Consider the following 19,291-nt stretch of genomic DNA (forward strand, 5'->3'; position numbering starts at 1 on the left):
TATCTTCTTTTTACCTAATCAGCAGTCCCCTTTTTGCTCGTCTTTTCGCCAGGAGAAGTCGGTTATGTCAGCAGCCAACAAACCAAAAATCACCCTCTGGGAGTTCTTCCAGAGCCTGGGCAAAACGTTCATGTTGCCCGTCGCCTTGCTCTCTTTCTGCGGCATCATGCTGGGGATCGGCAGCTCGCTGAGCAGCCGCGATGTGATCACCCTGATGCCGTTTATCGGCCATCCGATCTTCCAGCTGATCTTCACCTGGATGAGCAAGATAGGCTCCTTCGCCTTCAGCTTCCTGCCGGTGATGTTCGCCATCGCCATTCCGCTGGGCATGGCGCGCGAGAACAAGGGCGTGGCCGCGTTCTCCGGCTTCGTCGGCTTCGCCGTGCTGAATCTGGCCACCAACTTCTATCTGACCGCCGCCGGCGTGCTGCCCAGCAGCGATCCGCTGGTGCTGAAGGCCAACAACATCCAGAACATTCTCGGCATTCAGTCGATCGACACCGGCATCCTTGGCGCGGTGATCGTCGGTATCATCGTGTATCTGCTGCATGAGCGTTTCCACACCATCCGCCTGCCGGACGCGCTGGCGTTCTTCGGCGGCACCCGCTTCGTGCCGATCGTGACCACCGTGGTGCTGGGCCTATGCGGCCTGGTGATCCCGCTGATCTGGCCGTGGTTCGCCGCCGGCATTAACGGCCTGGGCCGCGTCATCAACGGCGCCGGCATCTTCGGGCCGATGATTTTCGGCACCGGCGAACGCCTGCTGCTGCCGTTCGGCCTGCATCACATTCTGGTGGCGCTGATCCGCTTTACCGAAGCGGGCGGCACGCTGGACGTTTGCGGCCACAGCGTCAGCGGCGCCCTGACCATCTTCCAGGCCCAGCTCTCCTGCCCGACCACCACCGGCTTTGCCGAAAGCGCCACCCGCTTCCTGTCGCAGGGCAAAATGCCGGCGTTCCTCGGTGGCCTGCCGGGCGCGGCGCTGGCAATGTACCACTGTGCCAAACCGGAGAACCGCCATAAAATCAAAGGGCTGTTGATCTCCGGCGTGGTAGCCTGCGTGGTCGGCGGCACCACCGAACCGATCGAGTTCCTGTTCCTGTTCGTCGCGCCGTTCCTCTATCTGATCCACGCGCTGCTCACCGGGTTGGGCTTTACCGTGATGGCGCTGCTGGGTGTGACCATCGGCAACACCGACGGCAACATCATCGATTTCGTGGTGTTCGGCATTCTGCACGGCACCGCCACCAAGTGGTATCTGGTGCCGGTGGTGGCCGCCGTCTGGTTCGTCGGCTATTACGCCATTTTCCGCTTCGCCATCCAGCGCTTTAACATCAAAACGCCGGGCCGCGAGAGCGACAGCGCCGCCAGCCAAAGCGCGCCGAGCGGAGCAGTGGGCAAATCCGGCTACAATGCGCCGGCGATTTTGGCGGCGCTCGGCGGCCCGGATAACATCATCACGCTGGACAACTGCATCACCCGCCTGCGCCTGTCGGTCAATGACATGAGCCGCGTGGACGATGGCGCGCTGAAGGCCAACCGCGCCATCGGCGTGGTGCATCTCAACGAACATAATCTGCAGGTGGTGATCGGCCCGCAGGTGCAATCGGTGAAGGATGAATTAGACTCACTGGTAGCCACGGCGCAACCTGCCGCGGCGCTGCAGGGAGCCACCCATGTTTGATTTCTCCACCCCGATCGACCGCCACGGCACCTGGTGCACCCAGTGGGACTACATCGCCGATCGTTTCGGCAGCGCCGATCTGCTGCCGTTCACCATCTCCGATATGGACTTCGCCACCGCGCCGTGCATTCTCGAGGCGCTGCAGCAGCGCCTGCAGCACGGCGTGCTGGGCTACAGCCGCTGGCAGCACGAGGATTTTCTCGGCGCGCTGCGCCACTGGTATCAGCAACGTTTCAACACCGCTGTCGACACCGCAACGGCGGTGTACGGCCCTTCCGTTATCTACATGGCGGCGCAGCTGATCCGCCAATGGTCCGTGCCGGGCGACTACGTGGTGACCCATACCCCGGCCTACGACGCCTTCTACAAGGTGATCCTCGCCAACCAGCGCCAGCTGCTGGCCTGTCCGCTGCAAAAAGCCGGCGACGACTGGCGCTGCGACATGGCGCACCTTGAGGCGTTGCTGGCGCGGCCGCAAACCAAGATCCTGCTGCTGTGCAGCCCGCACAACCCCACCGGCAAGGTATGGCGCCGCGAAGAGCTGCAGCAGATGGCCGAACTGTGCGAGCGCCACGACGTGAGGGTGATCAGCGATGAGATCCACATGGACATGGTATGGGGCAAACACCGCCATACGCCGTGGAGCCAGGTGGCGACCGGCGCCTGGGCATTGCTGACCTCCGGCTCCAAGAGTTTCAATATTCCGGCGCTGACCGGCGCCTACGGTTTTATCAGCGACGACGCCAGCCGCGAAGCCTACTTCCAGCAGCTCAAATCCCGCGACGGCCTCTCCTCGCCGGCGGTGCTGGCGGTGGCGGCGCACGTGGCCGCCTATCGTCACGGCGAACCCTGGCTGGATGCGCTGCGCGACTATCTGCAGGATAATCTGACCTACGTCGCCGAACGGCTGGCGGAGGCTTTTCCCGCGCTGGGCTGGCGCCCGCCGCAGGCCACCTACCTGGCCTGGATCGATCTGCGGCCGCTGGCCATTGACGATCGCGCGCTGCAGCAGGCGCTGATCGAGCGTGAAAAGGTGGCGATCATGCCGGGCTTCACCTACGGCGAGGAAGGCCGCGGGTTCCTGCGCCTCAACGCCGGCTGCCCGCGCGGCAAGCTGGAGGCCGGCATGGATAAGCTGATCGCCGGGTTGAGGTTTGTCCTGAACGAAAAATAACGCGAGGGGGCGAGCCTGCGCCCGCCCCTGCGTTATGCCTGTACGGCCGGGATCTCCTCCAGATGACGATAGACCGTCAATCCCCACTCCTTGGCCAACCGCACGTCGTTATCGGCCCCCGCAGACGTTCCTTCGATGCGATATACCGCCTGACACTGCGCAATCAACCGGTGAGCCACCGGGTAGAGAAACGCCTCGCTCACCGCATCGCCAAGTTGGGTGGAACCCGCCGCAGCCGCCAGAGGCAGCGCCAACCATTCGCCGATCACCGGTACATGTCCCCGCAGATAGACCGCCAGCGCCGCCTGTTCCAGGCGCGCCAGATTGGCGGCGATGCGCGCCGGATCGCCCTCGGTGCCGCTGCGATAGGGGCCGGCGATCAAAATTTGTTGGGCCTTCATGGTTCTTCCTCCAGCATCCGATTCAAAGCGACAAACTGCAGCAGCATGATGGTTTTGGCGTCAACGATCGCGCCTTGACGAATCGCCTGCAGGGCCTGCGTCAGCGGCAGCTCGATCACCTCCAGATCTTCGCCCTCCGCCGCCACCCCACCGCCCTCGTTGATGCGGTCGGCCGCCTGATATTCGCCGACGAAAAAGTGCAGCTTCTCGGTGACCGAGCCGGGGCTCATGTACGCCTCGAACACTTTCTCCACGTTCTGCACGAAATAGCCGGTTTCCTCTTCGGCTTCTGCGCGAATGCGCGCCTCAGGAGACGCGTCGTCCAATAACCCGGCGGCAGCTTCAATCAACATGCCATCATGGCCGTTGACGAAGACCGGAAAGCGAAACTGGCGCGTCAGGATCACCGTCTTCGTCTGCCGGTTGAACAGCAAAATGGTGGCGCCATCACCGCGATCGTAAGTCTCGCGGCTCTGCCGCTGCCAGACGCCGTCGCGCCGCAGAAAATCAAAGGTGGTTTTTTTCAGCAGATACCAGTCATCGGACAACACCCGGGTTTCGACAATGCGGACTCGGTCTTTGGTGGCAATCATGGTTTTTCTCCGCCATAGGAAGGAAATTGATACTATCGTGCAGCTTCGTGTATGATCAAGATATTTCGTGCAAAGCAAATTTGAGGGGAAAATGGCCATGTTGACCAGCCAGCGCAAGAAAATCATCCTGGAAAAACTGGCTCAGGACGGCCAGGTGTTGGCCAAGCAACTCAGCGAGCTGTTCGGGCTGTCGGAAGACACTGTCCGGCGCGATCTGCGCGAACTGGACGCAGAGGGGTTATTGCAGCGGGTACACGGCGGCGCCCTGCCGGTTTCTTCCGCCATCGCCAGCTTCGCCGAACGCAATCACTTGGAATCCGGCGCCAAACGCGCGATCGCCAAAGCGGCGGCGGCGCTGATCGCCCCCGGCCAGGTGGTGATCATCGATGGTGGCACCACTTCCGCCGAGTTGGTCAGGCAACTGCCGGCCAACCTCAACGCCACCGTCGTCACCCACAGCCCCAGCGTCGCCGTAGGTTTGGCCGATCACCCCACGGTGGAGGTGATCCTGATCGGCGGCCGGCTGTATAAGCATTCGATCGTTAGCGTCGGCGCCGCCGCGGTGGAAGCGATGTCGCATATCCGCGCCGATATCTATTTTATGGGCGTAACCGGCGTACACCCCACTGCGGGGCTGAGCACCGGCGATCTGGAAGAAGCCTACATCAAGCGCGCGCTGGCGGCCCGTGCGGCGGAAACCGTCGTGCTGGCCTCTGCCGCCAAACTCAATGCCGCCTCACAATATGCGATCGGCGATATTACGTTGGCGCACACCGTCATCGTTGAACGCGCCACCGACGACGCATTGATCGCGCCGTTGCAGCAGGCGAGCATCAGCGTGTTGAAGGCCTGAATGAGGGTGATAATGCGCTATCCCTGGGATTATTTGTGATGTAAGTCACTTTTTTATGCAACGCAATGGCAAGTTTCATCCATTTGTTTTTATACTGTTCTGCACTTTACCTACGATAATCAGCGAGTGCCCAGCATGATCGATCCCCGCCTTCCGCTTACCGATATTCACCGCCATCTCGACGGCAACATCCGCGCGCAGACGATTCTCGACCTCGGTCGCCAGTTCAATCTCGCCCTGCCGGCCAACGATTTGGAGAGCCTGCGCCCGCACGTGCAGATCACCCACGCTGAACCGGATCTGGTCAGCTTCCTGCAGAAACTGGACTGGGGTGTGGCGGTGCTGGGCGATCTGGACGCCTGCCGCCGGGTGGCTTATGAAAACGTCGAGGATGCCGCCAATGCCGGCCTGCACTACGCCGAGCTGCGCTTTTCCCCTTACTACATGGCGATGAAGCACCAGCTGCCGGTCGCCGGCGTGGTGGAAGCGGTGATCGACGGGATCCGTTCGGGCTGCCGCGATCGCGACATCGACATTCGCCTGATCGGCATCATGAGCCGCACCTTTGGCGAGGCTGCCTGTCTGCAGGAGCTGGAAGGACTGCTGGCGCACCGCGACGGCATTACCGCGTTGGATTTGGCGGGCGATGAGCTGGGCTTCCCCGGCAGCCTGTTCCTCAACCACTTCAACCGCGCGCGCGACGCCGGTCTGCGCATCACCGTACACGCGGGCGAAGCCGCCGGCCCGGAAAGCATCTGGCAGGCGATCCGCGAGCTGGGCGCCGAGCGTATCGGCCACGGGGTGAAAGCGGTCGAAGATCCGGCGCTGATGGACTTCCTGGCGGAACATGGCATCGGCATCGAGTCCTGCCTGACCTCCAACATCCAGACCAGCACCGTGCCATCACTGGCGCAGCATCCGCTGGCCACCTTCCTGCGCCACGGCGTGCTGGCGTCGATCAACACCGACGATCCGGCGGTTCAGGGCATCGAGATCGAGCACGAATACCGCGTCGCCGCGCCGCAGGCCGGGCTGACGCCGGAAGAAATCCGCACCGCGCAGGAAAACGGCCTCAAGCTGGCGTTCCTCAGCGAGCAGGAAAAACAGGCGCTGCGCGCCAAAGTTCAGGGTTAAATCCCCCCAAGGCGCCAAACGGCGCCTTCTTCTCACCTCCCGTTTTCTTCCGCCTGCCCGTCTTTCTCGCTGTTTTCATCCATAACTCTGACGCAATAGAGGAATTCCGTATGTCTGACAAACTACGCCGCATCGTGCTGACCGGCGGCCCGGGTTCGGGCAAAAGCACGCTCATCGACGTTCTCCATCGCCGCGGTTACCCGCATTCGCAGGAGGCGGGTCGGGCGATTATTCAGGATCAGGTGAGTATTGGCGGCAATGCGCTGCCATGGGGCGATCGCCAGGCTTTCGCCGAGCGGATGCTGGATTGGGAACTGCGTTCATGGCGGGAAGCGACGGGCGCAACATGCTGGTTCTTCGATCGCGGCCTGCCGGATATCGCCGGTTACCTGACGCTGTGCGGATTATCGATCCCCGCTCCCTTAACGGCGGCGGTCGCCGATTTTCGCTATGCCGATACGGTGTTCATCGCCCCACCATGGCGAGCGATCTACGCGCAGGACAGCGAGAGAAAACAATCTTTCGCCGAAGCCGAGCAGACCTACCAAGCGATGGTGGCCGTCTACCGCCGATCGGGTTATCGACTGCAGGAACTGCCGCGTGCCTCACCCGACGAGCGCGCCGACTTTCTGCTCGACGCGCTGTGCTGCCGCTAGCGGCCTACGGTCTATTTGGTCGCCAGCGCCTCGGCCTGCTCCCGCTGTTTGGCGGTTTTGCGCGCATAGCGCTGCGCCAACACCGCACACACCATCAGTTGAACCTGGTGGAAAATCATCAGAGGCAGCACCATGGCGCCCACCGCCGCAGCCGGGAACAGCACATTGGCCATCGGAATGCCGTTCGCCAGACTCTTTTTCGAGCCGCAGAACACGATGGTGATCTCGTCGGCGGTGTTGAAGCCCAGCCAGCGCGCCGCGTAGGTATTGATCACCAACACCACCGTCAACAGCACCAGCGACATCACCAGAATGGTCAACAGCGACCAGCCGTCGATGCGATGCCAAATGCCTTCCACCACCGCCGCGCTGAACGCGGTGTAGACGACCAGCAGGATCGACGAGCGGTCGGTCAGATTGATGAGCTTGCGATGGCGATCGACCCACTTGCCGATCAGCGGCCGCGCCAGGTGGCCGACCACAAACGGCACCATCAATTGCAGAATGATCGAACCGATGGCGTGCAGTACGTCGGTATTGCCGCCCTGGGTATGCATCAACGCCCCCACCAGCAGCGGCGACAGAAACACGCCAAGAATGCTCGACGCCGAGGCGCTGCAAATCGCCGCCGCCACGTTGCCGCCCGCCGCCGAAGTAAAGGCGATGGCAGACTGCACCGTAGCCGGCAACGCGCACAGATAGAGGAAGCCGAGATAGACCGTCGGCGTCATGACGCCCGGCACCAGCAGGTTCATCGCCAGCCCGAGCAGCGGGAACAGCGCAAAGGTGCTGAGGAACACCAGCAGATGCAGCTTCCAGTGGCTCATGCCGGCAACGATCGCCTCGCGCGACAGCTTGGCGCCGTGCATAAAGAACAGCAGCGCGATGGCGGCGGTGGTCAGGTGTTCGAAGAAGGTTTTCCAGATGCCTTCGCAGGGGAACAGCGAGGCGACGATCACCACCAAAATCAGAACCAGTAAAAATTTATCAATGCGCAAACGCTGCAACCAGGACATGAAACGGATTTCCTTGCACCTAACATCATGAAAAGGCCCGGCGTTGTGCACCGAGCCGCTGAGAAACGGACGGGATCAGGCCACCGGCAGCGCCTGCTGCAGCCGGGCCGATTCCAACCCCAGTTCGATCAACGCCATCACCGCGATAGCATCGGCGGCCGGCACCGGATTTTCAGCGATGCCGGCGATGGCGTCGCGCACCGCGGCGTAATAAGCCGGGTAATTGCCGGGAATATTGAGCAGCGGCTGTTCCGCCAGCAGATCACCACGTGACAGCGTCACTACACCATCGCGCATGTCATAGCCCCAGTCGGCCTGCGGCAGGCGCTCGCCGGCCTTCAGTCGGTCTTCCTGCGGATCCAGGCCATATTTGACATAGCTGCCGCGGGTGCCGTGCACCACGTAACGCGGGCTCTCCGCCGCCGCCAGCATGCTGGCGTGCAGCACCACGCGCCGATCGCCATAGTTCAGCAGCGCGTGGAAATAGTCCACCGCCTGCGCCCCCGGCCGCAGCTCACCCAGATCGACAAACAGCCGGTCGGGCTTGCCGAATAATTGCAGCGCCTGATCGAGCAGATGCGGCCCCAAATCGAACCAGATGCCGCTGCCGACGCCGCCCTGTTCGCGCCAGCGCTGACGCACCTGCGGCCGGTAGCGATCGAAGTGCGATTCGAAGTACACCACCTCGCCCAGCGAACCGTCGTTCAGCAACGCTTTAAGGGTCAGGAAATCGCTGTCCCAGCGGCGATTGTGGAACACCGACAGCAGTAAACCGCTCTGCTGCGCCTGCTGTTGCAGCGCCTGAGCTTGTGACAGCGTCACGGTGAAGGGTTTATCCACCACCACATGCTTGCCGGCGGCCAGCGCCTGTTGCGCCAGCGGGAAATGGGTGTCATTAGGGGTGGGTATCACGATCAGATCGAGGGCCGGATCGGCGAACAGCGCCTGCGCATCGCCCACCACCGTTATCGACGGCCAGTCGGCGTGCACTTTGCCGGTATCGCTGCTGGAGACGGCGGCCAGCTCCAGCCCCGGCGTGCCGGCGATCAGCGGCGCATGAAAGGTTTTGCCGGCGTAGCCGTAACCGACCAGCCCGACACGAATTTTCTCAGCCATGGAATTTCCTCTTGCAGGCTCACGACAGACCCTTTCGATTTGACACCATGCGGCCGGATGGAACAAGAAGTAAATGAGATGTTAATTCGACACGGGGGACGCCCCGGCGCCGGAGTGGCCAAACGTGCGGCCCGGCGCCGCAATGCCGGGCTATCTGGTTGATAGGGATGACGAAGCCGCTATTACCCGCTAAGCTATGCCGCCTGTGATCCCCGTTTCAATCAGGAAGCCGTTTATGTCTCAAGCTGAATACTCTCGTATCGGCGGTTGGTTGTTGGCCCCGATGGCCTATCTGATCGTCACCCTGCTCAGCGCCAGCCTGATGCTGCTCCTGTACGCCATGGCGATCTTCATGCCCGAATCGCGCGACTATCTGCTGACCAACGCCCAGGCGTTTACCCTGCAGTGGTATTTTTCGGTGCTGACCACGCTCTTGATGTGGTGCTTCACCCTGTGGCTGCTGTGGCTGTTTTGCCAACGCTCGCAGCGCTTCCCCAAACTGTTCCTGCTGTGGCTGCTGATAACCGTGCTCCTGGCGGTGAAAGCCTTCGCCTTCGCGCCGGTGCCGGACGAAGTGGCGGTGCGCAGCCTCGGCTGGCCGTTGCTGATGGCGGCGCTGCTGGTGCCTTACATCAAGCGTTCGCAGCGGGTTAAAGGTACCTTTACCGAGCGTTAATGGCGCTTGCAGCACGTTTTATTGGGTGATTTGTGTAAATTTTCACCAAAAAAGGCAATACCCCTGCGATTCATATGTTGTCGTCCGGCCGCCGATTCCCGATAATAGGCGGCTTTTATTTTTTTAGGCATCGCAATGACCGAATACCTGCTCCTGTTTGTCGGCACCGTACTGGTGAACAACTTCGTTCTGGTGAAGTTTCTTGGCCTGTGCCCGTTCCTCGGCGTTTCCAAGAAGCTGGAAAGCGCCATCGGCATGGGAATGGCCACCACCTTCGTCATGACGCTGGCCTCCGTCAGCGCCTGGGTGATCAACACCTTTATTCTGGTTCCGCTGGATCTGGTGTATCTGCGCACGCTCTCCTTCATTCTGGTGATCGCCGTCGTGGTGCAGTTCACCGAGATGGTGGTGCGCAAGACCAGCCCGGCGCTCTACCGCCTGCTGGGCATCTTCCTGCCGCTGATCACCACCAACTGCGCGGTGCTTGGCGTGGCGTTGCTTAACGTTAACCTCGGCTATAACTTCCTGCAGTCCGCCGTTTACGGCTTCAGCGCAGCCGCCGGTTTCTCGCTGGTGATGGTGCTGTTCGCCGCCATCCGCGAACGTCTGGCGGTCGCCGACGTGCCGGCGCCGTTCCGCGGCTCCTCGATCGCGCTGATCACCGCCGGGCTGATGTCGCTGGCCTTTATGGGCTTTACCGGGCTGGTGAAATTCTAATGACTGCGTTGTGGATAGCTATCGCGGCTTTAAGCGCGCTCGGGCTGCTGTTCGGACTGGTGCTGGGCTACGCCGCGCGCCGTTTTGAGGTGGAAGAGGATCCGGTCGCCGAGCAGGTCGACGCGATCCTGCCGCAGAGCCAGTGCGGGCAGTGTGGCTACCCCGGTTGCCGCCCTTACGCCGAGGCGGTGGCCAACGGCGAGATGATCAACAAATGCGCGCCGGGCGGTGAACAGGTGATGCTGAAACTGGCGGAGCTGCTCAACGTCGAACCGCAGCCGCTGGGCAGCGAAGCCGCCGCCGAGCCGGAGCGTAAGGTGGCCTATATCGACGAGGCCAACTGCATCGGCTGTACCAAATGCATTCAGGCCTGCCCGGTGGACGCCATCGTCGGCGCCACTCGCGCCATGCACACCGTCATCACCGACCTCTGTACCGGCTGCGATCTGTGCGTCGCCCCTTGCCCTACCGACTGTATTGAAATGAGACCGGTCGCCACCACCACCGCCAACTGGAAGTGGGACATGAAGACGATCCCGGTGCAAGTGATCCACGTGGAGCAACATGCTTAATCTGTTCGCCGCCTTTAAAAAAGACCGGATCTGGGATTTCGACGGCGGGATCCATCCGCCGGAAATGAAGACTCAGTCCAGCGGTGCGCCGCTGCGTGTCGCTCCTCTGCCCAACACCTTTATCATCCCGCTGCAGCAGCATCTGGGGCCGGAAGGCGAACTGTGCGTTAACCCCGGCGATCGGGTGCTGAAAGGCCAACCGTTGACCGTCGGCCGCGGCCGCACCGTGCCGGTGCACGCGCCCACCTCGGGCACCGTTAGCGCCATCGCGCCGCACATCACCGCCCATCCTTCCGGGCTGACGGAGCTGTGCGTGATCATAGAGGCGGACGGAGAAGATCGCTGGTGCGATCGCGATCCGGTGGCGGACTATCGCCAATCGCCCGCAGCCGAGTTGATTGAGCGTATCCATCAGGCCGGCATCGCCGGTCTGGGCGGCGCCGGTTTCCCGACCGCCAGCAAACTGCATGGCGGCATGAGCGGCGTGGAAACGCTGATCCTCAACGCCGCCGAGTGCGAGCCTTACATCACCGCCGACGATCGCCTGATGCAGGAGCACGCCGACCAGATCGTTGAAGGTACGCAGATCCTGCAACACATTCTGCAGCCCAAGGTCACGCTGATCGGTATCGAAGACAACAAGCCGGAGGCGATCGCGGCGCTGAAACAGGCGCTGCGCGGCCAGTCCGGCATTGCGCTGCGCGTCATCCCCACCAAATACCCGTCCGGCGGCGCCAAGCAGCTGACCAAAATTTTGACCGGCAAGGAAGTGCCGCACGGCAAGCACTCCTCGGCTATCGGCGTACTGATGCAAAACGTCGGCACCGCCTTCGCCATCAAGCGAGCGATCGTCGACGGCGAACCGCTGATTGAGCGCGTGGTAACCCTGACCGGCGAAGCAATCGAGCGCCCGGGCAACCTGTGGGCCCGCATCGGCACGCCGGTGCAGCACCTGCTCGACTTCGTCGGTTTCCGCCCGCAGGCACAGCAAATGGTGGTGATGGGCGGCCCGCTGATGGGCTTCACCCTGCCCGCGCTGAACGTGCCGATCGTCAAGATCAGCAACTGCATTCTGGCGCCGACGGTCAATGAAATGACGCCGCAGGAGCCGGAGCAATCCTGCATTCGCTGCGGCCTATGCGTAGACGCTTGCCCCGCCGGGCTGCTGCCGCAGCAGCTGTACTGGTTCAGCCGCGGGCAGGAGCACGACAAGGCGCGCAACCATAACCTGTTCGACTGCATCGAATGCGGCGCCTGTGCGTTCGTCTGCCCCAGCAACATTCCGTTGGTGCAGTACTACCGCCAGGAAAAGGCCGAGATCAAGGCCATCGATCTGGAAGCGGCGCGCACCGCCGAGGCCAAGGCGCGTTACGAAGCCAAACTGGCGCGCCTGGAGCGTGAAAAACTGGCGCGTGAAGAGCGACATAAAAAGGCCGCCGTCAAACTGACCGATGACGATCAGGGTGCGGTGCAGGCCGCGCTGGCGCGGGTGCGCAGCAAGAATGCCGAAGCGACGGTCACGCCGGTCAACGGCCAACAGCCGGATAACAGCGCGATGATCGCCGCCCGCGAGGCGCGTAAAGCGCAGGCGCGCGAGCGTCGCGCCCAGTTGGCGACCGAAGCTGAAACAGAAGCGCCACCGGCGGCCGCCGGCGACGACGCGCGTAAAGCCGCCGTGGCCGCGGCGCTGGCCCGCGTGAAAGCCAAAAAAGCGGAGCAGCAGACTGGCACGCCAGCTGAGGCGGAACCGGCCCCGGCTGCCACTGAAGAAGATCCGCGCAAGGCGGCGGTCGCGGCGGCGTTGGCACGTGTAAAAGCCAAGAAAGCCGCGCAGCAGGCGGACGCCCCGGCGGCGGAATCGGCCCCGGCTGCCGCCGAGGAAGATCCGCGCAAGGCGGCGGTCGCGGCGGCGTTGGCACGTGCCAAAGCCAAGAAAGCCGCGCAGCAGGCGGACGCCCCGGCATCGGCGGAACCGGCCCCGGCGGCCACCGAGGAAGATCCGCGCAAGGCGGCGGTTGCGGCGGCCATCGCCCGCGCCAAAGCCAAGAAAGCCGCGCAGCAGGCGGACGCCCCGGCGGCGGCGGAACCGGCCCCGGCGGCCGCAGAAGAAGATCCGCGCAAGGCGGCGGTTGCGGCGGCTATCGCCCGCGCCAAAGCCAAAAAAGCCGCCAGAGAATCGCTGGCGGCGGAAACGGAAGACAAATGATGACAGCGGCGCCTGGCCGAACCCGGGCGCCGTTTAATCGATAGAGATCAGGTAGGTGTAATCCACTTCAATCTGACGCAGCTTGGACTCTGGGTTCCACTCTTTGGTTTGAATGATCTCCATTTCTAAACTGCCGCGCACCTTATCCTTCAACCCCGGCATCACATGCGACATCAGGTAACCGAAGAACTGCAGGCACTCTTTCGCCGTACCCTTGTGGTTGATGGAGATAAACTCGCGGCTTGGCAAATGGATGGTGTCTATCTGATAGTTGGAAAGAATATCCTTTCTGTGCTCAGGGTCGACCGCCATGACCAGGGTGGATGACAGCTCGTCGCCTTCCCCGGCTTGCGGGGAATAGATGCTATAAATCCGCCGGCAGTCGACATGCAGCCCCTTGAAGAAATCGTTGAAAATTTCATCCTTCATCGCCATGCAGGAGGAGTACTCCAGCTCCTGTTCCGAGGCGAAATCCAGCCGGCGCGAGAAGCCGACCAGTTGCATCTCGGGCAGCGTCAGCCGCTTCACCTCTGGATAATAGCCGGCGCCATAGCTGGCTTCGAAGTTAAAGCGCGGCATCAGGTTTTTCACGTCCCAGTGCTCCATCGAGCGATAGCGGTTGGGCGTGGTGCCGAAGCGCTGCTTGAACATGCGGGTAAAGGTCTGCTGCGAGTCAAAGCCCAGCTCGTCGGAGATGTCGATGATGGAACGGCGGGTAATGCGCAGCGCCACCGCGGCGCGCGTCAGGATGCGCGAACGGATATAGGTGGCGAGTTGAATGCCGGTAATACGCTTGAATTTACGCTGCAGATGCCACTTGGAATAGCCCGAAATACGCGCGACTTCATCCAGGTTTGGCCGTTTCTCCAGATGTATTTCCACCCACTCAATTAGCTCTTCAATAAAAAAAATATCTTCATTTGTCATTATTATGGATTCACTAACTCAATAATGTTCGCGATAGTAACCTACACGGATTATGTGAAAGTTGTTATTTTGTGCGGAAATCTGGAGAAAAATGATATCTCATTCATACGGTTACCCCGTTTTCCGTAGCCACTGGCGGCGTAAGTTCCACTGACATTTCCTCACGTTAGCCGATTTTACGGCCAAAAAAAAATCAAATCGCGCCACCCCGATCGCCGCAGGTGCGAAAAGCCGAATACCCCTATCATTAAGGCGTATTACCCTCGCATCGAATCAGGTAGAATGCTCGGCTATCATTTTTGCCGCGCCCGCAAAACGGCGCATCGAAACTGCCGCAGGCGCGGCGCAGAAGGTATCGTTACTCTATGAAGTTCAGGCCGGTATCACCCACAGCCGCCAAAGGCTTACACATCGCCAGCTCGCCTTTCACCCACAACCAGCAAAGCACCAGCCGCATTATGCTGTGGGTCATGTTGGCCTGCATTCCCGGCATCGCAGCGCAGATTTGGTTCTTCGGTTACGGCGTGCTGATTCAGGTGGCGCTGGCGGCGATCGTCGCGCTGGTTGCAGAAGGCGCGATCCTCAGGCTGCGCAAGCTGCCGGTGCGCAGCCGGCTCGCGGATAACTCCGCCCTGCTGACCGCGCTGCTGCTCGGCATCAGCCTGCCGCCGCTGGCCCCGTGGTGGATGATCGTCATCGGCACCTTCTTCGCTATCGTTATCGCCAAACAGCTGTACGGCGGCCTTGGGCAAAACCCGTTCAACCCGGCGATGGTCGGTTACGTGGTGCTGCTGATCTCCTTCCCGGTGCAAATGACCAGCTGGTTGCCACCGGATGAACTGCGCGCCGCCGCGCTGTCGTTCCACGACGTGCTGCTGACCATTTTCAGCGGCCATACCACACAGGGCGCGACGCTGCACGAACTGCAAATGGGCGTTGACGGCATCAGCCAGGCTACCCCGCTCGACGGCTTCAAAACCGGCCTGCGCAGCGGCCACAGCGTCGAACAGGTGCTGCAGCAACCGCTGTTCGGCGGCGCGCTGGCCGGCATCGGCTGGCAGTGGGTCAACCTCGGTTTCCTGGCCGGCGGTCTGTTTATGCTGGCGCGTCGTCTGATCCATTGGCAGATCCCCTTCAGCATGTTGGCCGCCATCGCCTTCTGTTCCGGTCTGGCCTGGTGGCTCGATCCTGCGCATCAGGCTTCGCCGCTGATCCACCTGTTTTCTGGCGCCAGCATGCTGGGCGCGTTCTTTATCGCCACCGATCCGGTCAGCGCCTCCACGACGCCGAAGGGCCGCCTGATCTACGGCGCGCTGATCGGCGTGCTGGTCTGGCTGATCCGCGTTTATGGCGGCTACCCTGACGGCGTGGCCTTCGCCGTGCTGTTGGCCAACATCACCGTCCCATTAATCGATCACTACACGCAGCCGCGCGTGTATGGCCATCGCTAAGGAGCCGTCATGCTGAATTCCATGAGAAAGCACGGCACCACGCTGGCGGTGTTTGCGGCGGTCACCACCGGCCTGACCGCCGTGGTCTACGCCCTGACGAAAACCACCATCGCCCATCAGGCCGCGCTACAGCAAAAAGCGCTGCTCGATCAGGTGGTGCCGCCGGAAAACTACGACAACGTCATGCAGAACGAATGCTTCCTGGTCAGCGATCCGGCGCTGGGCGACAGCGCGCCGCACCGTTTGTATCTGGCGCGCAAAAACGGGCAACCGACCGCCGCCGCGCTGGAAACCACCGCGCCGGACGGCTATTCCGGCGCCATCAAGCTGCTGGTCGGCGCCGATTTCAGCGGCACGGTGCTCGGCACCCGGGTGATTGAACACCACGAAACGCCGGGGCTGGGTGACAAAATTGAACTGCGCATTTCCGACTGGATTTCCTTCTTCAGCGGCAAGAAAATCGAAGGCCCGGCAGACAAACGCTGGGCGGTTAAGAAAGACGGCGGCATGTTCGACCAATTCACCGGCGCCACCATCACCCCGCGAGCGGTGGTCAATGCGGTGCGCCGCACCGCGTTGTATATGGAAACGTTGCCGCCTAAACTTGAAAGCTTACCTGTGTGTGGAGCCGCCGAATGAGTGAAGCCAAAGAATTGATCGTCCAGGGGCTGTGGAAGAACAACTCCGCCCTGGTGCAGCTGCTGGGCATGTGTCCGCTGCTGGCGGTGACCTCCACCGTCACTAACGCGCTGGGGCTGGGGCTGGCCACCACGCTGGTGTTGACGCTGACCAACGCCTCCATCTCCGCGGTGCGCCGCTGGGTGCCGAGCGAAGTGCGTATTCCGATCTACGTGATGATCATCGCTGCGGTGGTAAGCATCGTGCAGATGCTGATCAACGCCTATGCCTTCGGCCTGTATCAATCGCTCGGTATTTTTATTCCGCTGATCGTGACTAACTGCATCGTGGTGGGCCGCGCCGAAGCGGTGGCCGCCAAGAAACCGGTCGGCCTCTCGGCGCTGGACGGTATGGCCATCGGCCTTGGCGCCACCGGCGTGATGGTGACGCTGGGCTCGATGCGTGAACTGTTGGGCAACGGTACGCTGTTCGACGGCGCCGATCAGCTGTTGGGCGGCTGGGCCAAATCGCTGCGCATCGAAGTGGTGCATTTCGACAGCCCGTTCCTGCTGGCCATGCTGCCGCCGGGCGCCTTTATCGGCCTGGGGTTGCTGCTGGCGGTCAAATATCTGATCGACGAAAAAATGAAGGCGCGCAAAGCCCGCGCCGTGGCGGTGGAGCCGCTGCTGGAGCAAGGACACGCTGAGAAGGCCTGATGAATAAACAGAAGCGACTGGAAATTCTGACCCGGCTGCGCGACAACAATCCGCACCCGACCACCGAACTGGTGTACACCACGCCGTTTGAGCTGCTGATCGCCGTGCTGCTGTCCGCGCAGGCCACCGACGTGAGCGTCAACAAGGCGACCGCCAAACTTTATCCGGTCGCCAATACCCCCGCCGCCATGCTGGCGCTGGGGGTTGATGGCGTCAAGGAATACATCAAGACCATCGGCCTGTTCAACAGCAAGGCCGAAAACGTGATCAAAACCTGCCGCATGCTGCTGGAGCTGCACGGTGGCGAAGTGCCGGAGGATCGCGCTGCGCTGGAAGCGCTGCCGGGCGTCGGCCGCAAGACCGCCAACGTGGTGCTCAACACCGCCTTCGGCTGGGCGACCATCGCCGTGGACACCCATATCTTCCGGGTGTGCAACCGCACCCACTTTGCGCCGGGCAAGAACGTCGATCAGGTGGAAGAGAAGCTGTTGAAGGTGGTGCCCGCCGAATTCAAGGTCGATTGCCATCACTGGCTGATCCTGCACGGCCGCTACACCTGCATCGCGCGCAAACCACGCTGCGGCTCCTGCATTATCGAAGACCTGTGTGAATATAAAGAGAAGGTTTATCCGGAATCCTGAGTCAGTTGGGTGCGGCAAACCGCACCCGCCGCTTCCTCTCCCCCCGCCAGCGCCTCTTTTTTATCGAAAATGTGATATCGCGCAGCAGTAACCCCGGCGTTATCGCGGTTTTCAGTGCAAAAACCATCGCTGCGTTATTTTCAAGCAAAAAATTAGTCGAAAATTGCGGTGACCGTCACGCTTTGAGGATCACAAGGTGTTCACAAATGCCAGCCCCATTTTCCTAAATTTCTTTAATTTTACAAAACACGCCATATACACAACATTCCAACGGATTAATAACCACACATACACTGATGCGCTAAAAAATAGCAATTCAGCAGAATATATCCCTGTTTATAATTGGTATAGCTTTTAATCAAAACAAAAAATCGGCAAACCATTAAAACCCGAAAGTTAATACTGCATAACATTTGCAACATCGCGGCATAATCCTGTCGGCGTTAAATGTAACCGAATATGACAAACTGCTTGCCACGTTGACAAAGATAGTGAACATTAACCGCCGTCCCCATCCTATAACAACGCAAAAGGATGCCGTTCCGCATCAACTTTTGTACTTTCCCGTCCTCAAAAGACGGGCTGCGAAAAAACAGAGGTACCAGTGTCAACAGCAAACAACCAACATCCGGAGAGCGTGAGCCTTAACGCGTTCAAACAACCGAAAGCGTTCTATCTGATCTTCTCGATCGAACTGTGGGAGCGTTTCGGCTACTACGGCTTGCAGGGCATCATGGCGGTTTATCTGGTCAAGATGCTCGGCCTGAGCGAAGCCGACTCCATCACCCTGTTCTCTTCCTTCAGCGCCCTGGTGTACGGCTTCGTCGCCATCGGCGGCTGGCTGGGCGACAAAGTGCTGGGCTCCAAGCGCGTGATCGTGCTCGGCGCGTTGGTGCTGGCCGCCGGTTACGCCATGGTGGCCTACTCCGGTCACGACATCTTCTGGGTCTATCTGGGCATGGCGACCATCGCCGTGGGCAGCGGCCTGTTCAAGGCCAACCCGTCCTCCCTGCTGTCCACCTGCTATGAGAAAGACGACCCGCGTCTCGATGGCGCCTTCACCATGTACTATATGTCGGTGAACATCGGTTCCTTCTTCTCCATGCTGGCGACCCCTTGGCTGGCGGCGAAATACGGCTGGAGCGTGGCGTTCTCCCTGAGCGTGGTCGGCATGCTGATCACCCTGGTCAACTTTATGCTGTGCCACAAATGGGTGAAGAAAAACGGCTCCAAACCTGACTTCAAGCCGCTGCATCTGCCGAAACTGCTGATGGTGCTGGTCGGCATCGTGGCGCTGGTCGCCGTTTCCAGCTGGCTGCTGCACAACCAGGTGATTGCGCGCTGGGCGCTGGCCCTCATCTCCGCCGGCATCGTTCTGGTGTTCGCCAAGGAAACCTTCGCCCTGCACGGCGCCGCACGCCGCAAGATGATCGTCGCCTTCCTGCTGATGCTGGAAGCGGTGGTGTTCTTTGTGCTGTACAGCCAGATGCCAACCTCGCTGAACTTCTTCGCCATCCACAACGTGGAACACAGCATCCTCGGCGTCGCCTTCGAGCCGGAGCAGTACCAGGCGCTGAACCCGTTCTGGATCATGCTCGCCAGCCCGATTCTGGCCGCGCTGTATAACAAAATGGGCGATCGCCTGCCGATGCCGCACAAGTTCGCTTTCGGCATGATCCTGTGCTCCTGCGCCTTCCTGGTGCTGCCATGGGGCGCCAGCTTCGCCAACGAACAGGGCATCGTATCGGTCAACTGGCTGATCCTCAGCTACGCGCTGCAGAGCATCGGCGAGCTGATGATTTCCGGTCTGGGCCTGGCGATGGTGGCGCAGTTGGTACCGCAGCGTCTGATGGGCTTCATCATGGGCTCCTGGTTCCTGACCACCGCCGCCGCGGCGCTGATCGCCGGTAAAGTCGCCGGTCTGACCGCCGTCCCGAGCGACATCAACGACGCGCACGCTTCACTGGCCATCTACAGCCATGTGTTTATGCAGATCGGTATCGCCACCGCCGTCATCGCTATCCTGATGATGCTGACCGCGCCGAAACTGTACCGCATGACGCTGGACACCAGCGAAGACGCCAATCAGAAAGCGCAGGAAGCCACTGCGACTCACTGATCGCCGGGCGAATAGCGCGTA

The 19,291-nt window shown here is 61.2% G+C and carries 19 protein-coding genes; 14 read left to right on the forward strand and 5 right to left on the reverse strand.

Features of this window, described 5'->3' with window-relative positions; translation table 11 throughout:
- The first annotated feature begins 64 nt into the window (after positions 1–64).
- Both malX and AAIE04_RS15105 read left to right on the forward strand, forming a co-directional pair.
- On the forward strand, positions 65–1,684 hold the full coding sequence (gene malX / locus AAIE04_RS15100; protein ID WP_498577258.1) for a maltose/glucose-specific PTS transporter subunit IIBC: 1,620 nt from the start codon (positions 65–67) through the stop codon (positions 1,682–1,684).
- Complete coding sequence (locus AAIE04_RS15105) at positions 1,677–2,858, forward strand: MalY/PatB family protein (protein WP_432525235.1); 1,182 nt, start codon at positions 1,677–1,679, stop codon at positions 2,856–2,858. The genes malX and AAIE04_RS15105 overlap by 8 nt, the downstream gene beginning before the upstream one ends.
- Before the next feature lie 32 nt (positions 2,859–2,890).
- Here the strand turns inward: AAIE04_RS15105 and AAIE04_RS15110 are convergent, their stop codons facing one another.
- Complete coding sequence (locus AAIE04_RS15110) at positions 2,891–3,259, reverse strand: hypothetical protein (protein WP_019455938.1); 369 nt, start codon at positions 3,257–3,259, stop codon at positions 2,891–2,893.
- Positions 3,256–3,852: an NUDIX domain-containing protein gene (locus AAIE04_RS15115; protein WP_498057386.1), complete on the reverse strand. Its 597-nt coding sequence runs from the start codon at positions 3,850–3,852 to the stop codon at positions 3,256–3,258. The genes AAIE04_RS15110 and AAIE04_RS15115 overlap by 4 nt, the downstream gene beginning before the upstream one ends.
- Positions 3,853–3,949: 97 nt before the next feature.
- Here AAIE04_RS15115 and AAIE04_RS15120 point away from each other — a divergent pair, with 97 nt between their 5' ends.
- The 3 genes from AAIE04_RS15120 (at position 3,950) to AAIE04_RS15130 (ending at position 6,495) form a co-directional block, all read left to right on the forward strand.
- Positions 3,950–4,705 carry a DeoR/GlpR family DNA-binding transcription regulator gene (locus tag AAIE04_RS15120; protein WP_498577268.1) on the forward strand — a complete coding sequence of 252 codons (756 nt, stop codon included), beginning with the start codon at positions 3,950–3,952 and terminating at the stop codon, positions 4,703–4,705.
- A 135-nt stretch (positions 4,706–4,840) separates the two neighbouring features.
- Positions 4,841–5,839: an adenosine deaminase gene (gene add / locus AAIE04_RS15125; protein WP_019455941.1), complete on the forward strand. Its 999-nt coding sequence runs from the start codon at positions 4,841–4,843 to the stop codon at positions 5,837–5,839.
- A gap of 110 nt (positions 5,840–5,949) precedes the next feature.
- Positions 5,950–6,495, forward strand: coding sequence for an AAA family ATPase (locus AAIE04_RS15130; RefSeq protein ID WP_019455942.1), 546 nt, complete (start codon positions 5,950–5,952; stop codon positions 6,493–6,495).
- An 11-nt stretch (positions 6,496–6,506) separates the two neighbouring features.
- Here AAIE04_RS15130 and AAIE04_RS15135 read toward each other — a convergent pair whose 3' ends face one another.
- Both AAIE04_RS15135 and AAIE04_RS15140 read right to left on the reverse strand, forming a co-directional pair.
- Positions 6,507–7,511, reverse strand: a complete 1,005-nt coding sequence (locus tag AAIE04_RS15135; protein WP_019455943.1) for a bile acid:sodium symporter family protein — start codon at positions 7,509–7,511, stop codon at positions 6,507–6,509.
- Between the two features lie 75 nt (positions 7,512–7,586).
- Positions 7,587–8,627: an oxidoreductase gene (locus tag AAIE04_RS15140; protein ID WP_498577259.1), complete on the reverse strand. Its 1,041-nt coding sequence runs from the start codon at positions 8,625–8,627 to the stop codon at positions 7,587–7,589.
- Between the two features lie 235 nt (positions 8,628–8,862).
- Between AAIE04_RS15140 and AAIE04_RS15145 the strand changes: the two genes are divergently transcribed.
- From AAIE04_RS15145 to rsxC, 4 genes are all read left to right on the forward strand, one after another.
- On the forward strand, positions 8,863–9,303 hold the full coding sequence (locus tag AAIE04_RS15145; RefSeq protein ID WP_019455945.1) for a DUF2569 domain-containing protein: 441 nt from the start codon (positions 8,863–8,865) through the stop codon (positions 9,301–9,303).
- Between the two features lie 135 nt (positions 9,304–9,438).
- A complete protein-coding gene (gene rsxA, locus AAIE04_RS15150; RefSeq protein ID WP_004938443.1) occupies positions 9,439–10,020 on the forward strand; it encodes an electron transport complex subunit RsxA in 582 nt (193 codons plus the stop codon).
- Positions 10,020–10,592, forward strand: a complete 573-nt coding sequence (gene rsxB, locus AAIE04_RS15155; RefSeq protein WP_004938428.1) for an electron transport complex subunit RsxB — start codon at positions 10,020–10,022, stop codon at positions 10,590–10,592. Before rsxA ends, rsxB begins: the two co-directional genes overlap by 1 nt.
- Positions 10,585–12,798: an electron transport complex subunit RsxC gene (rsxC, locus tag AAIE04_RS15160; protein WP_498577260.1), complete on the forward strand. Its 2,214-nt coding sequence runs from the start codon at positions 10,585–10,587 to the stop codon at positions 12,796–12,798. The genes rsxB and rsxC overlap by 8 nt, the downstream gene beginning before the upstream one ends.
- Positions 12,799–12,831: 33 nt before the next feature.
- On the opposite strand, the gene AAIE04_RS15165 is transcribed toward rsxC, so the two are convergent.
- Positions 12,832–13,725 carry a helix-turn-helix domain-containing protein gene (locus AAIE04_RS15165; RefSeq protein ID WP_498577261.1) on the reverse strand — a complete coding sequence of 298 codons (894 nt, stop codon included), beginning with the start codon at positions 13,723–13,725 and terminating at the stop codon, positions 12,832–12,834.
- Between the two features lie 365 nt (positions 13,726–14,090).
- Here AAIE04_RS15165 and rsxD point away from each other — a divergent pair, with 365 nt between their 5' ends.
- The 5 genes from rsxD (at position 14,091) to dtpA (ending at position 19,270) form a co-directional block, all read left to right on the forward strand.
- Positions 14,091–15,176, forward strand: a complete 1,086-nt coding sequence (gene rsxD / locus AAIE04_RS15170; protein WP_498577262.1) for an electron transport complex subunit RsxD — start codon at positions 14,091–14,093, stop codon at positions 15,174–15,176.
- 9 nt (positions 15,177–15,185) lie between these two features.
- Positions 15,186–15,815: an electron transport complex subunit RsxG gene (gene rsxG, locus AAIE04_RS15175; protein WP_019455950.1), complete on the forward strand. Its 630-nt coding sequence runs from the start codon at positions 15,186–15,188 to the stop codon at positions 15,813–15,815.
- Positions 15,812–16,510 carry an electron transport complex subunit E gene (locus AAIE04_RS15180; RefSeq protein ID WP_019455951.1) on the forward strand — a complete coding sequence of 233 codons (699 nt, stop codon included), beginning with the start codon at positions 15,812–15,814 and terminating at the stop codon, positions 16,508–16,510. Before rsxG ends, AAIE04_RS15180 begins: the two co-directional genes overlap by 4 nt.
- Positions 16,510–17,151: an endonuclease III gene (nth, locus tag AAIE04_RS15185; RefSeq protein WP_019455952.1), complete on the forward strand. Its 642-nt coding sequence runs from the start codon at positions 16,510–16,512 to the stop codon at positions 17,149–17,151. Before AAIE04_RS15180 ends, nth begins: the two co-directional genes overlap by 1 nt.
- A 604-nt stretch (positions 17,152–17,755) precedes the next feature.
- Positions 17,756–19,270 (forward strand): dipeptide/tripeptide permease DtpA, encoded by a 1,515-nt coding sequence (gene dtpA, locus AAIE04_RS15190; RefSeq protein WP_063919378.1) that lies wholly within the window; start codon positions 17,756–17,758, stop codon positions 19,268–19,270.
- Positions 19,271–19,291 lie beyond the last annotated feature (21 nt).

The organism is Serratia sp. Ae19-1 (assembly GCF_059801225.1).

What these genes read in the sequence shown, in the direction of transcription:
- AAIE04_RS15120 (WP_498577268.1), top strand. Translation starts at nt 3,950, where the DNA reads ATGTTGACCAGCCAGCGCAAGAAAATCATCCTGGAAAAACTGGCTCAG.
- rsxB (WP_004938428.1), top strand. Translation starts at nt 10,020, where the DNA reads ATGACTGCGTTGTGGATAGCTATCGCGGCTTTAAGCGCGCTCGGGCTG.
- nth (WP_019455952.1), top strand. Translation starts at nt 16,510, where the DNA reads ATGAATAAACAGAAGCGACTGGAAATTCTGACCCGGCTGCGCGACAAC.
- rsxA (WP_004938443.1), top strand. Translation starts at nt 9,439, where the DNA reads ATGACCGAATACCTGCTCCTGTTTGTCGGCACCGTACTGGTGAACAAC.
- rsxD (WP_498577262.1), top strand. Translation starts at nt 14,091, where the DNA reads ATGAAGTTCAGGCCGGTATCACCCACAGCCGCCAAAGGCTTACACATC.
- AAIE04_RS15135 (WP_019455943.1), bottom strand. Translation starts at nt 7,511, where the DNA reads ATGTCCTGGTTGCAGCGTTTGCGCATTGATAAATTTTTACTGGTTCTG.
- AAIE04_RS15130 (WP_019455942.1), top strand. Translation starts at nt 5,950, where the DNA reads ATGTCTGACAAACTACGCCGCATCGTGCTGACCGGCGGCCCGGGTTCG.
- AAIE04_RS15165 (WP_498577261.1), bottom strand. Translation starts at nt 13,725, where the DNA reads ATGACAAATGAAGATATTTTTTTTATTGAAGAGCTAATTGAGTGGGTG.
- AAIE04_RS15110 (WP_019455938.1), bottom strand. Translation starts at nt 3,259, where the DNA reads ATGAAGGCCCAACAAATTTTGATCGCCGGCCCCTATCGCAGCGGCACC.
- AAIE04_RS15140 (WP_498577259.1), bottom strand. Translation starts at nt 8,627, where the DNA reads ATGGCTGAGAAAATTCGTGTCGGGCTGGTCGGTTACGGCTACGCCGGC.
- AAIE04_RS15105 (WP_432525235.1), top strand. Translation starts at nt 1,677, where the DNA reads ATGTTTGATTTCTCCACCCCGATCGACCGCCACGGCACCTGGTGCACC.
- rsxC (WP_498577260.1), top strand. Translation starts at nt 10,585, where the DNA reads ATGCTTAATCTGTTCGCCGCCTTTAAAAAAGACCGGATCTGGGATTTC.
- AAIE04_RS15145 (WP_019455945.1), top strand. Translation starts at nt 8,863, where the DNA reads ATGTCTCAAGCTGAATACTCTCGTATCGGCGGTTGGTTGTTGGCCCCG.
- malX (WP_498577258.1), top strand. Translation starts at nt 65, where the DNA reads ATGTCAGCAGCCAACAAACCAAAAATCACCCTCTGGGAGTTCTTCCAG.
- add (WP_019455941.1), top strand. Translation starts at nt 4,841, where the DNA reads ATGATCGATCCCCGCCTTCCGCTTACCGATATTCACCGCCATCTCGAC.
- AAIE04_RS15115 (WP_498057386.1), bottom strand. Translation starts at nt 3,852, where the DNA reads ATGATTGCCACCAAAGACCGAGTCCGCATTGTCGAAACCCGGGTGTTG.
- AAIE04_RS15180 (WP_019455951.1), top strand. Translation starts at nt 15,812, where the DNA reads ATGAGTGAAGCCAAAGAATTGATCGTCCAGGGGCTGTGGAAGAACAAC.
- rsxG (WP_019455950.1), top strand. Translation starts at nt 15,186, where the DNA reads ATGCTGAATTCCATGAGAAAGCACGGCACCACGCTGGCGGTGTTTGCG.